At 44.8% G+C, this 13,203-nt stretch carries 12 protein-coding genes; 4 read left to right on the top strand and 8 right to left on the bottom strand.

From position 1 onward, the window contains the following. The first annotated feature begins 255 nt into the window (after nt 1–255). Nucleotides 256–1,062, top strand: coding sequence for a pyrroline-5-carboxylate reductase (gene proC / locus LZG73_RS20510; RefSeq protein ID WP_233854116.1), 807 nt, complete (start codon nt 256–258; stop codon nt 1,060–1,062). Nucleotides 1,063–1,280: 218 nt separating this feature from the next. Continuing rightward, nucleotides 1,281–2,189, top strand: coding sequence for a DUF1338 domain-containing protein (locus LZG73_RS20505; protein ID WP_233854107.1), 909 nt, complete (start codon nt 1,281–1,283; stop codon nt 2,187–2,189). Here LZG73_RS20505 and LZG73_RS20500 read toward each other — a convergent pair whose 3' ends face one another. The 3 genes from LZG73_RS20500 to LZG73_RS20490 all read right to left on the bottom strand — a co-directional run bounded on the left by LZG73_RS20500 (nt 2,190) and on the right by LZG73_RS20490 (nt 4,749). Next, a complete protein-coding gene (locus LZG73_RS20500) occupies nt 2,190–2,489 on the bottom strand; it encodes a hypothetical protein (RefSeq protein ID WP_233854105.1) in 300 nt (99 codons plus the stop codon). Continuing rightward, nucleotides 2,489–2,752, bottom strand: coding sequence for a DUF4160 domain-containing protein (locus LZG73_RS20495; RefSeq protein ID WP_233854103.1), 264 nt, complete (start codon nt 2,750–2,752; stop codon nt 2,489–2,491). The genes LZG73_RS20500 and LZG73_RS20495 overlap by 1 nt, the downstream gene beginning before the upstream one ends. A 62-nt stretch (nt 2,753–2,814) precedes the next feature. After that, complete coding sequence (locus LZG73_RS20490) at nt 2,815–4,749, bottom strand: SGNH/GDSL hydrolase family protein (protein ID WP_233854102.1); 1,935 nt, start codon at nt 4,747–4,749, stop codon at nt 2,815–2,817. A 96-nt stretch (nt 4,750–4,845) separates the two neighbouring features. On the opposite strand from LZG73_RS20490, the gene LZG73_RS20485 reads away from it, so the two are divergent. Beyond that, the gene (locus LZG73_RS20485; protein WP_233854100.1) at nt 4,846–5,136 is read left to right on the top strand and encodes a hypothetical protein; all 291 of its coding nucleotides are present in this window, start codon (nt 4,846–4,848) and stop codon (nt 5,134–5,136) included. 50 nt (nt 5,137–5,186) lie between these two features. Here LZG73_RS20485 and LZG73_RS20480 read toward each other — a convergent pair whose 3' ends face one another. From LZG73_RS20480 to LZG73_RS20465, 4 genes are all read right to left on the bottom strand, one after another. Further along, nucleotides 5,187–6,065, bottom strand: a complete 879-nt coding sequence (locus LZG73_RS20480; RefSeq protein ID WP_233854098.1) for an NAD(P)-dependent oxidoreductase — start codon at nt 6,063–6,065, stop codon at nt 5,187–5,189. Nucleotides 6,066–6,085: 20 nt separating this feature from the next. Further along, nucleotides 6,086–7,699: an acyl-CoA carboxylase subunit beta gene (locus LZG73_RS20475; protein WP_233854226.1), complete on the bottom strand. Its 1,614-nt coding sequence runs from the start codon at nt 7,697–7,699 to the stop codon at nt 6,086–6,088. Between the two features lie 113 nt (nt 7,700–7,812). Further along, a complete protein-coding gene (locus LZG73_RS20470; protein WP_233854096.1) occupies nt 7,813–8,778 on the bottom strand; it encodes an MlaD family protein in 966 nt (321 codons plus the stop codon). A gap of 145 nt (nt 8,779–8,923) precedes the next feature. Next, complete coding sequence (locus LZG73_RS20465) at nt 8,924–9,718, bottom strand: N-acetylmuramoyl-L-alanine amidase (RefSeq protein WP_233854094.1); 795 nt, start codon at nt 9,716–9,718, stop codon at nt 8,924–8,926. A 75-nt stretch (nt 9,719–9,793) separates the two neighbouring features. Between LZG73_RS20465 and LZG73_RS20460 the strand changes: the two genes are divergently transcribed. Next, nucleotides 9,794–12,691: a putative LPS assembly protein LptD gene (locus LZG73_RS20460; protein ID WP_233854092.1), complete on the top strand. Its 2,898-nt coding sequence runs from the start codon at nt 9,794–9,796 to the stop codon at nt 12,689–12,691. A 74-nt stretch (nt 12,692–12,765) separates the two neighbouring features. On the opposite strand, the gene LZG73_RS20455 is transcribed toward LZG73_RS20460, so the two are convergent. Beyond that, nucleotides 12,766–13,161 carry a DUF1573 domain-containing protein gene (locus LZG73_RS20455; RefSeq protein WP_233854091.1) on the bottom strand — a complete coding sequence of 132 codons (396 nt, stop codon included), beginning with the start codon at nt 13,159–13,161 and terminating at the stop codon, nt 12,766–12,768. Nucleotides 13,162–13,203: the final 42 nt, after the last annotated feature.

The following is a 13,203-nucleotide window of genomic DNA, read 5'->3' as shown; positions in this document are numbered from 1 at the left end:
GTAAAAAAATGTATAATATCAATTTTTCAAAATATATGCCTGCCAAAAATCACTTAGGCAAAACATAATTTTTAATGCGGTCGTAATTTCGGAATCCGCTGATTTGAGTCACGCAATAACGGCATATGTTTTCAAACATGTCGCTATCACAATTCATTCCAGCCGAAATTTTACAATTTGTTTTAACGAGGTCGATAATTGTATAAAAGTTACGTAATTCGTTTAAAGCTTACGAGACAATTACTTATCCTTCAAATGAAAATTGCAATTATCGGCTGCGGCAATATGGGAATGGCCTTTGCGCGCGCTTTCCTGAAATTTGACCTTGTAAAAAAAGAAGATTTTTTACTTGTTGAAAAAAGCGAAGACCGCATGGAAAGTCTGAATGCGTTTCAGCCGGGCATCATTACCGGCGTCATCGGGCCGCAGATCAGTGAATATGACCTGATTATCTTGTCCGTAAAGCCGCAGGATTTCACTTCGGTTTCGCACGCATTGCGAGAAGTTGTGAAGCCAAATCAGGTGATTTTGTCAATCATGGCGGGCGTTACGATCGATATTATACAAAATGCGCTTGACCACAAAGCAGTGATCCGGGCCATGCCAAACACGCCTGCAATGCTTGGAATGGGCATTACGGCTTATTCTGCTTCGCCGGAAGTCGATATTAATCAGTTAAGGAAAATCGAAAACCTGATTAATGCAACCGGTCGTTCGGTGTTTTTGGAGAATGAGGAGCAATTAAATGCGGTAACTGCATTGAGCGGAAGCGGGCCTGCTTATTTTTTCTATGTGGTGAAAGCGATGATCGAAGCTGGCAAGCAAATGGGTTTTGAGGAGTCTGTGGCAGCATTGTTGGTCAAGCAAACAATGCTAGGTTCGTTTCATTTGATCAATACGGCAGACAAATCCCTGGATGAATTGATCAAAGCCGTTGCATCAAAAGGCGGAACAACAGAAGCAGCATTGAGGCAATTTGAAGCCGGACAATTGGATGAAACATTAAAAAACGGCATTATCGCTGCTCAGAAACGTTCCGCAGAACTATCAAAAGGAGGCTAACGCGGAGATAGCGCGAAGCTTCGCTTCGTGATTTTTATTGTAAGGCCTCTGGCCGTCGATCACGATGCTATTTTAAGAGTATGATTCTATTTTCCGAGCACGATGACTGACTTTTGTTCACTTTGGTCGGCCGGAGGCCTTGGAATATTGGGCACGAAGCGGAGCTTCGCGCCAGCGCCTGCCGCGTGGGGAAGTTTTGGACATTAAATTCATTCGTTATGAGCAATTCAAACAAACTTGCAACATTAGACATTGTTTTGGACGGATTAATGCGGCGCTACAAAGAGCGTGTTCCCGATGTTGGTGTGATATTGAATGCGATGGTGTCAAATGACATCGTAACGAGTGCCGATAACATTGAAAATGATCACATTGCATTCAGAACAATGGGCGTTCCGAACCTGGGCATCCAGTCGTTTGAAAAGATATTTCTGGATTATGGTTATCAAAAACGGGATCACTATTTTTTTGAAGGCAAAAAGCTTGATGCGTGGTGGTATAGTCCGCCGCGTGAAACAGATCCGCGCATTTTCGTCAGTGAACTTCGGGTGAACGATTTATCAGAAGAAAGTCAGCGCATTATCCGAAGTTATACGGATGAAATGGTGAGCGATCCAGTCGATTCACTGGATTTGGATAATGGTGAACAAGTGGATGCATTCTTGCACCGTCCGTTATGGCGCACACCGACTGCCGCTGATTACAAAGCGCTGCTATCAGAAAGTGAATATGCGGCTTGGGTAATTTACAATAGATATTATCTCAATCACTTCACTATCAGCGTGCACAACTTGCCAGAAGGTTATAACACAGTCGCTTTGTTCAATGATTTTTTGGAAAAGAATGGGATCAGGCTGAATACTTCGGGAGGAAAAATAAAGATTAGTCCGGATGGCGGCTTGCTGCAAAGTGCAACCGTCGCGCAAATGATTAATGCGGAATTTGCTTCGAACGAAGTTTTAGAAATCTCCGGCTCATATGTTGAATTTGCGGAACGGAAAGTGCTTCCTCACTTCATCAACCTCCCGCCAGCCAAAATTGCCAGAAAACACCGCCGCGACGGTTTCGAAGCCTCAAACGCCGACAAAATTTTCGAAAGCACTTACACAACGCAGACGTTGAAGTGATTATTCAGCAAGTGAGGATTGTTGAAACAAAACGTCCGGGCAAAAATCCAGCGGCGCGGGAATGGACTTTCCGTCATAGTCAATTATCTCAACCAAATCGTCCCAGTAAATCGTCCTGCCATCTGTCTTCGCCTCCAAAAAGCGATTCTTATCCAATATTTTGTGATATAGACTTTGTTCCTTTTGAAAATATTCAGAAAGGAAAAGACCAAAATCAATCGTCCTGACCTTATCATCACTCCAAAGCGCTTTGATAACGAACGGTTCAATTGATAATATCTTTTTCACCCGCGGATTCATTACTGCAAAGGTTTGATTTTACGAAACTGGCCGTTATCCTTCTGTGATTCCTGATAATTGATTACTAAGTCCTCTCTATGTAATTCAACCCAAGCCTGAATTAACCTGATCTGCTTCCTTGGCAGATCGCCAACTATAATGTTTCCGGTTTCAATAGAAAATTGGGCTTCTTGATCCCCATATTCTGCATGAAAGTGTGGCGGCAGATGATCTTTGAAATACATATAAATGACTATTCCAAAAAAACGAGAAATCTCTGGCATCGGTTCGAAATTTAGTGTGTGAAATTTAAAAAGCGCCTAAACGCGTTTCCAAATTTATATAATCATTCATTCACTAAAAAATAAACAATCCGACAGGCGTTGCCGGTGCTTTTTTCATTTTTGTCGGCGGCGATGGTGAGGTGGAGTTTGTGCTGGCCGGGGAATAACTCGTCGCCGAGCATTAAATACCAGGGCAAATGCAATTGGTTGCTCCATTGCGTGAAAAGATCCATTGATTGCAACTTTTTACCATCAATTGCGTAAGTGATTTTGCCCGCGTCTGGACCCGAAATGATCGCTATCCCAACGCCTCTCCCCTTAAATTCGAAGTGTAATGATGCATTTACTTCTTCTCCCACGAGCATTGGAACATTGACAAAGCCTGGCCGCGTGGGCACATTGTCCTTTGGCTTCCAATCGGGAATTAACGTAAATCCTTTCAGACTTCTCGCCTCAGAAACTGCGTGGTAACTTCCTTTTTCATAGGAGAATTTGTCCAATGGAGCTGGCAATGTTAATGTCGCCGCCGTGGTGTCCATTTTGATCAATTCCTTTATGGTTTGAAAATAGACTTCCTGACCATATGGAGAAGGATGCAGGTCTTTGAAATCATACTCCCACGAAAACTCATTCGCCTTGATCCGGTCGTAAACTTCCTTGGCCAGATTGATGTAAGCAGCGCCGTAATGTTTGGCAACGCGCTCCTGCACAGCAACTTCGACTGGCACTTTTCCCTGTTCGTAATCTGCATTCTTGGCTGGTTCGGCGAAGGCCATGAGAACAACATTGCCTTTTGGATTTGTTGCATAGAAATGCCTGATAATGCCTTCCAAACCCCGGATCTGCGCTCTTTCACTAAAACCATTGCCCCGATCATTCACAGCGGCTTCGAGAAAAAGCAAGTCCGGCGTGCCTTTGGCAAGCACATCGCGCTCGAAACGAAACGCGTGCGGCGTGCTGCCGAGCGAAGGAATTCCCGCTGCAATGAATGTGAATTCGGTTTCCGGAAAGTGCTCTTCTAAATATTGCGCCGTTTTGTCTCGCCAGCCCGGATTGTGCGTAATGGACCCGCCGAGGAATGCAACCGTTCCCTTTTTTTCGCTTCTGAATTTGTCAAAAGCATTCCCTAAACCGCTATTCAGCTGAATGTAAGGTGAATGTGGCAGTGGCTTCCGGACAGGGACGCTGTGCTGTTCAATGAAGTTGGCGAAAAATTCGGGGTTTTCGATTGGGAAATGATGTCCGTCCATTTCCTGCTTTCCGCGCGTCATGGGGTAAACGCTGATTGGCCCGCCGAGTTGCATGTAGTTTTTTACCAATAAATCGCTGTTTTCCTCAGCTGGCACATGCTTGTCTTTCAGGCTGATGACGTGTATAATCGGAACTTTGAAAGACGCCAAACCGGCCAGATCATTAACAGGAATGTCTATAAACTTTGCGGCTTCCTCTTCTGAAAGATTGAAAAGTTTCAACCAGGCCGCCCAATCCTTTTCCGATCCAAGCCCTTTTCCCTTGCCGCCAGGCCAGCTTTTAGGATCACAAACAGGCGCTTCGGCATAAATGCAGCTAACCTTGTCCGGATTGCGCTTTGCCCAGCCATACACATATAGCCCGCCCCGACTCACGCCTTCGAGCGCAACCTTAGGCGCGAGCTGTTTTTGATTTACCAAATAATCATAAAAACTGTCCCAAACTTGCATGGCTTTGGAATGCGCAAACATGTCATTGGTGTTGACATATGCAACGTGGAAGCCGCGGGAAAGCAAAATGCTGTCCATTTCGGTGTGCCAAGTTGGGAAATGTGCGCGCCACACCCACGGGTTGCCGGCGATGGCTTTTTTCGGTTGTACAAACCATGCATCACGGTCTTCAAACTTGAATTCGACCTTATCAAATCCTTTCCAGGAAGTCACTTTTTCGGCAGGCTGGGCTTTCAAAAACGGCCCGTAAAGCAGAAAAACGGCAAACCATATCAACATTACGCTTCTTACGCTCATTTTTGATAAAGGATTTCCGGACGTGGATTTACCGGTAACATTGATCCGGTTGGTATGATATTTTACAGTTAAGCTTGAAACTATATCAAGAGACTTATGGATAAGATCGAAAAGTTTAAGACCATGGAGAAAATTCTCCGTGAAATCGAAGATTTAAAGAACAGTGAGACTGCAGTGATCAAAAAGATAGGTCAGATCGAAACGGAAAACATGAATGTGAATGTGGAAAACCTGGATAAATCGCTCAATGAGATTTACGATGGAGTTTACAAAAATCTGCAACAAGTGGAAGAGCTTCACACCACTTTCACTGAAACTGTTGCCGATTTCAGAGAGAAGAATAATATAACTGATGAGATGTTACTTGAATTTAGTGAGAACAACTAAGGTGCTCACTAACGAATGAAAAGGCTGCAAATGCAGCCTTTTTTTGTGTCTTATAATCCCGCATCGTCGGAAGGGCCTTTTGCCAAAGCCGCCCAATCCATTTCCTGGCGCCCTTTTGCAAGTGCGGAAATAAATCTGTTTCGAACAAGGTCCGCCATCGGCATTGGCACATTAACATTCGCAGCCGCTTGCAGCGTGAGGTTAATGTCTTTCAATCCCAAAGGCAAACGGAATGCAACCGGTTCGTAAACATTGCTGGCCACGAGTTTTCCATAATTTTGAAAAATCGGTGCTGCAAAAATGGTCTGCGTTAGCATTTCAAAAATACTTTGACGCGAAATTCCGTTCTTCTCGGCCATTGTAAAAGCCTCTCCCATCATCTCCAAACTTGCGGCAATCATGAAATTTCCCGCCAGTTTGACCACATTGGCTGCTCCCGGATCTTCCCCAAAATCATAAATGCCTTTTACAAAACCCTGTAAAATTGGCTTTGCAACGTCCTTTGCCGCCGTTTTGCCTGATATAGCAATGTTTCCAACACCGGCAACAACCGCTTCGGGTCTCGCGAAGATCGGTGCAGCCACATAAGTTTCTTCATACCAATCGTGTATTTGTGAAAGTTGACGCGACGTCTCGGGCGATATGGTGCTCATCGAAATGTGAATGCCACCTTTTCCCATTTTTTCAACCAACTCCATTGAAAATATTTCTTCCACCGCCGCGTCATCCGCCAACACGGAAATCACAATTCCTCCATCCTCAATGGCATCGATTGCATTTTCGACAACTTTCGCGCCGAGCTTCACCAACGGATCAGCTTTGGAAGTTGTGCGGTTCCAGACTGTGAGCTCATGACCCGCTTTGATTAATCTTTCCGCAATGGGCGTTCCCAGATTTCCGAGCCCCAGAAATGCTATTTTTTCAGACATAAAAATTAACGTTTAGTAAATTAAACCTGCATTACACCCACATTAAAAGGCTTCTCAATGGGAGCCTGATCTGCGGCTGCAATGCCAATAGAAATGATATTCCGGGTTTCAACCGGATCAATAATGCCGTCAACCCAAAGTCGTGCCGCAGCGTAGTAGGGTGATAATTCCTGATTATAACGATCTGTAATCTCTTTAAGCAACGCCTTTTCCGCTTCGGGTGTGATCGTCTCACCTTTCGCCTTTAATGTGGCTGTTTGCACTTGCAAAAGCGTTTTTGCAGCCGTTGCCCCGCTCATAACAGCCATTTGTGCCGTTGGCCAGGCGAATATCAGCCTTGGATCATATGCTTTCCCGCACATGGCGTAATTGCCTGCACCATAGGAGTTTCCCACAATAAATGTAAACTTTGGAACCACTGAATTCGCGACTGCATTCACCATTTTAGCCCCATCTTTAATGATCCCGCCTTGCTCCGCGCGACTTCCGACCATAAACCCGGTCACATCGTGAAAAAATACCAGCGGAATTTTTTTCTGATTGCAATTCATAATAAAACGAGCCGCTTTATCGGCTGATTCACCGTAAATGACGCCGCCCATCTGCATTTCACCTTTGCCTGACTTAACCATTTTACGCTGGTTAGCAACAATTCCGACTGCCCAGCCATCGACACGGGCGTAAGCGCAAATCAATGTTTTTCCGTAATCCGGCTTGTATTCATCCAACTCCGAGTCGTCCACAATGCATTCCAGGATCTGGCGCATGTCGTAAGGTTTGAGTCGGTCAGTTGGGAGAATTGTGTAAATTTCCCGTGCATTTCTTTTTGGCAGAATGGGGGTTTTTTTATCAAAACCTGCGGAAGCGGGCCTTCCAATTTTGTCAATGTGCCTTTTAATGGCATCCAGGCAGGATTTATCATCCGGAAACTTGTTGTCCGTCACGCCTGAAATTTCACAATGCATGGAAGCGCCTCCGAGTGATTCCGAATCCACCTCTTCACCAATCGAAGATTTCACCAAAAAAGGGCCAGCCAAATAGACGGAACCCGTTCCTTCCACGATAAACGCTTCGTCGGACATGATTGGCAGATAGGCCCCGCCAGCAACGCAACTGCCCATAATCGCAGAAATCTGCACGATTCCCATGGCGGACATTTGCGCATTGTTCCTGAAAATCCTCCCAAAATGCTCCTTATCCGCAAAAACTTCTGCTTGCATCGGCAAAAAAACGCCTGCGCTGTCGACCAGATAAATGACCGGCAGCCGATTTTCCATGGCAATTTCCTGCGCACGGAGATTTTTTTTTGTGGCAATGGGAAACCATGCGCCTGCCTTCACCGTCGCGTCATTGGCGACGATCATACATTGCTTTCCCGAAACATAACCGATCCCGGCAACGACGCCGCCCGAGGGACAGCCGCCTTCGTCGGCATACATTCCATCGGCTGTGAAAGCACCGATTTCGAGAAAATAGGAATTTGTATCAATCAGATAATCAATGCGCTCGCGGGCCGTGAGCTTTCCTTTTTTGTGTTGCGCTTCGATTTTTTTCGGACCGCCGCCAAGTTTGACTTGCTCGTATTTTTCGTTAAGAACTTGGATCAATTCAGGGAGGCTGTTCTGGCTTGTCATGTTTGATGAAGTAATGTAATGCGTGGCCTGCGTAAGGTCAGGTTTATTTCCAAAAATAAAAAGTCGTTTACCCGTAAGCAAACGACTTCAATTTTATTTCAGAATGCAAAGATTTACTTGATAACCGTCGTAGTGTCGAGCGGTGATTCGGATGGTCCCTTGTCTTTTTTACCAAAAACCGAAATGTTAATGTAACGTTTAGGATGCTCGCGAAGATTGGTCAGGAGCTTGTTCAAACTCACAACTGTGCGGTCAATGTTGTTATAAAGCGTCTCATCTTTAATTAATTTCCCCGCCGTTCCTTGGCCCGATTCCACACTCGCCAAAAGCGTGTGCAACTCTCCGATCGTTTTATTCGCATTCTGAACGGTTTCTCCAAGCCGCAATGCGTTTAGCGAGTCGGCTAATGTGCCTGTTTTCGCAAGAAGCGGTTTCAATTCTTTTTCAGTTTCGACCAGAGAAGTGGAAAGTTTGTTCAAATTCGAGGTTAATGCGACCAAATTGCTGCGATTTTCATTCAGCAAACCTTGTAAGTTAGAGCCGGTTTGGTTGTAATTTTTCAAAACCTGGTTCAATATCAAGCCCGTTTCCTTGAATCCCATGACCACAACGTCGAGGTTTTTAATTAGCGAATCGGCGTGGTTAACGAGAGGCAAAGCCTGTTCTTGTAAAACAGCGGAGATTCCAGCCTCTTTTCTCGAAATCAATGTGTCGCCTTCTTGCAAAGGAGCGCCCGCGCCTACGGAAAGGTTAATTACTTTGCCGCCCAGCAGTCCGCCGTCGGCCAATATTGCCGCTGTGCCTGTGGGGATGATGACGCTTTTTTGCACGTCAATGGTTACAAGCAACTGATTTTTCTGATTTTGCAATAATTTGATTTCCTGCACTCTGCCTACATTCAAGCCATTGAGTAAGACAGGATTAGATGCCGTCAGCCCGTCAATGTTGTCATAGACGACGTAATATTTATGGGTTCTGGAAAAAACGTCGGAGCCTTTGAGAATGTGAAAGCCGAAATACAACATTACAATGGCGAAAACTGCCATGATTCCAACTTTTGCTTCTTTTGATACTTTCATGGACTAATAAATTTGCCTGGACAATCGGGCCACAGGCTTCAATGATAAACTTCTTTCAATCGGTAAAGTGTAACCGGTTTCCAGCATTAACACCAAAGTATCCAAAATTGTTTTGACAATTCAAAACATGCCAAAGTCGCCTTACTTAGCGGTCCATATCTTTTTTGTAGGCCATAAATGCCTGGTGAATTGACTCGGCAACTTCTTTCTGGCCATCTTCGGAGCCTAAATATTCCTCTTCATCCGGGGTAGATAAAAAGCCGGTTTCAATCAAAACGCTTGGCATTGCGCAGCGCCAGAGCACAAGAAATCCAGCCTGTTTTACACCACGACTGTCACGGTCGGAGACGGATTGGAATTTCTTTTCGATCAGATCTGCCAGGCGCAAGCTGCTTGAAATGAATGCACTTTGGTAATTAGCCAGCATGATGTGCGCCAGCGGAGAATTGGGGTCAAAACCTTTATATTTTTGCTTATAGTTCGTTTCCTGCAAGATAACCGAGTTCTCACGTCTCGCAACGTCGAGGTTTCCTTGTGTCTTGTGCAAACCCATTACGAATGACTCCGTTCCTCTTACTGATCTGGAATTGGGTGTGGCATTGCAGTGGACCGAGATAAAAAGGTCAGCATTGTTCCGATTTGCAAATGCAGAGCGCTCGCCAAGCTCAATAAATACGTCCGTAGACCGTGTATATAGTACTTTTACTTCCGGTGTCTCTTCTTTGATCCTTCGCCCCAGTTCCAATGCAACGGCCAATGCAACGTCTTTTTCTTTGGTAACGCGGCCGCGGGTTCCGGGATCTTTGCCTCCATGGCCGGCATCGATGACAACAGTATTGACTTTACTAGCTTTTGCCGGTGCGGGGTCATTGCTGAATACAAAAGCGAGACTTGCAAAAAGGGTGCTTGCAACAATTACTAATTTAAGAACTTTTAACATTATTTTTTAATTAGGGCGTTACTCGTTAGAGGTTTCTCTGCTAATTTTGAAATTCGTTATGCAAAAATACGCTATTTGTTAGAACTGAAAAGAAAGGCGATTATTATATCGTCAGTAGTGGCAGCGTTTCTCATTTTCAGCACAGTCGCCTGTGTTCAGCAACGCGTAAAGAGGTCCGGAAAAAATCAGGGTAAGCCGAACGTTACAACTTCTGCCAAGCAATCAGCGGACTCTCTCCTTGCTGTAAAAAAACAAACTGGTGCCGACACAACTGGCGCCGGAAAAAATGCTGCGTCCGTCAACGGGGCAACTGCGCCTGGCGATACTTCACTCACTAACAGAGGATTAACAGCAGATTCAACAGCAACGGACACATTATCCAACCCGGATGATCTTCAAAACACGGTGCAATATACGGCCGAGGATTCCACAATTATGGACGCCGTGCTCAAACAGGTGCATTTGTATGGAAATGCGGAAGTCACTTACGGCACTATTAACCTGAAAGCCAATTACATCCGTCTCAACTGGGTCACAAACGAGGTTTACGCAATTGGAACTCCCGATTCAACTTCCAAGAAAACAGTCGGAGACCCGGTTTTTCAGGACGGGCCTGAAACGTATAACACGAAGGAAATCCGCTATAATTTCAAGTCTAAAAAGGCTTTAATTCAAGGGATTATCACGCAGGAAGGAGACGGAAACATCCGTGGCGAAAAGGTAAAAAAAGACGCGGAAGGGAATTTTTACATTCGTCATTCCATGTACACAACCTGTAATCTCACGCATCCGCACTATTATATCAATGCGCCGAAGATCAAAATGGTTAATAAAAAACAGGTCATTTCCGGCCCTTTCAACCTTGTGATCAGTGACGTGCCCTTGCCCATTGCATTGCCTTTCGGTTTTTTCCCTTTTCCAAAAAAGAAAGAGAATGGAACCTCCGGAATTCTCTTCCCGACTTATGGAGAAGAGCCTAATGGCCGCGGTTTCTATCTAAGAGAAGGCGGTTATTACTTTGCGATCAGCGAGTTTGTGAATGCTTCCCTGACTGGGCAGATTTATTCCACCGGAAGCTGGGGGTTGGGTCTTGCCTCCACTTATATAAGACGTTATCAATACAATGGAAATCTTGCATTGCGCTTTAATCGCAACAAATCCGCTGATGAAATTGATAAGCGCCTCGGTCGTGGGATAACCAATGATTTCAGTGTCGTGTGGTCACATGCGCCGCGGCCAAGAGGCAATTCGCAGTTTTCTGCCAATGTTAATGTGCAGAGTAACAGCTATAACCAGTTGCAGGAATTTGAAACGCAAAAATACATTTCCAATGTGGCCAGCTCGTCTGTTCAGTATAACCGCACATTTGGGCAGTTTATGCGTGCAGCAGGAAGCTTGCGCGTGAACCAAAACTTTGGACAGATTGATCCAGCAGATTCATTAGGAAGAAGAAAGAACGGAAAAACAAACGTCTCAACAGATTTTAGCTTTGGCGTTAATCAAATTGCACCATTTGCATTGAAGGGCGGCAGAGGACGTTGGTATGAAAGTTTCCGCCTTGGACTTGATTTTAGCGGAAATTATGCATTAACAAACTCGCTGACGCCCATTGACACCGCCTCAGCTTCTCTTGGTTTTTCCATCAGCAACGCCATCGACACCACCCGCCTGACCACGAAAGTTGTTGCATTCAATCTTGATAATTTGCCAGAAATGCTGAAAGACGCGCAATTTACTGGCCGATACAGCTTGCCGATTTCACTTCCTAACTTCAAGGTTTTACGATTTATCAATGTTACGCCAAGTTTGTCATTACAAGGCGAAGTTTTTACCAAACAATACAGATATACTGTCATAGAAAATAAGGTGCGCATTGATACATTGAAACAGGCAGGAACCGAATATTCATACAATTTCGGAGCGGGCGTTAACACCCGTTTTTACGGAACATTTTTTGTAAAAGGAAAGCGCCTGGAAGCGATCCGTCACACGGTTATTCCTTCATTATCATTCACTTATACACCAGACTTTACAGGTGATGCATTTGGCTTTTACCAAAAAGTATTAATTGAAAACGGCAATGTTGACAGGGAATATTCGCTTTCCAGATTTCGGGGAGTTGGCACTGGAGTTAGCAACGGGCGGGCTTCCAGTGTGATTTCATTCAGCTTAAACAACTCGTTTGAAATGAAATTGAAAACAAAGAGCGACACGGCTGCAACCCAATTTGAAAAAGTGTCATTGCTGGACAACCTGAGTGTGGGCGGAAACTACAATTTGCTGGCCGATTCGCTTAATTTATCGAACATTACGGTTAATGCGAATGCCCGGATTGGCAAAAACCTGAACCTGAACTTTAACATGAATTTGGACCCTTATGCCTACGAGGCGAACCCAAATATCATGACCAATCAGGTTGGAAGGAAGATCAATAAATATTCCATTACACAAGGTCAGGGCTTGGCAAATCTTCAAAACCTGGGCTTCACCGTCGGGACCAGCTTCGCTCCAAAAAGCTCTGATAAATCCAAAACAACAACGCCCGCCACCAACGGAGCTTCAACCGTAACAGAGGAGCAGCGCGAGTTTATTGCACAGAACCCGGAGCTTTATGTCGATTTCAACATTCCCTGGAATGTGTCGCTGAACTATAACTTTGGCTTAACAAAACCTGGCCTGTCCAAGGCTCAACTTATTCAGGCAGTGCAGCTTACGGGCGATCTGAGTTTGTCCAAAAATTTTAAAATGAGCGTTAACACAGGATTTGACTTCACTGCTCTTCAGCCAACAATCACCTCGTTGACCCTTTACCGCGATCTGCATTGCTGGGACATGAGTTTCAGCTGGACGCCGTTTGCTGGCAGTGCTTCGCGTGTGAGCAATTACAGCTTCACATTGAAAGTAAAATCGGCCATTTTGCAGGATTTGAAAGTAACGCGACGCCGCTCATTCTACGACCGGTCTGCTTATTAATTTATTTCAGTTTTGGGCATAAAAAATGGCCGCCCTGTGTCAGAACAGCCATTTTAACCAACAATCTGATTAGATTATTTGGAAGATTTTGCTGCTGCTTTCGGAACCACTTCACCGTTCAGGTATAAAGTGATTGAACCTCCTTCAGTGTTGCTGAAAACAGTTACAGGCTTATTAAAAGGACCTGCCGCTGCTGCATTGAATGTTGCTTTTACAGAACCCGTTTTACCTGGAAGAACAGGATCTTTTGACCAAACCGGCGTTGTACATCCGCACGATACAGTTACATTGGAAAGCACCACAGGATCACTGCCTGTATTGGTAAACACAAATTCGTGCGTAACAGGAGTGCCTTGTGGAACTTTGCCAAATTTGTGTGTTTCTTCTTTAAATTTTAAAACACCTTTTTGCGCGAAACTAACAGTGGTGAGGCCTACCAATAAAACCAGCGCCGAAAAAAATACTTTCATAATAGTAACCAGACATTTAGTGGTGAAAAAAATAACTACCAA

The organism is Dyadobacter sp. CY326, from assembly GCF_021390515.1.
GTDB lineage: Bacteria > Bacteroidota > Bacteroidia > Cytophagales > Spirosomataceae > Dyadobacter.
The sequence above is the reverse complement of the archived record's forward strand: the minus strand, read 5'-3'. Positions and strand labels throughout refer to the sequence as shown.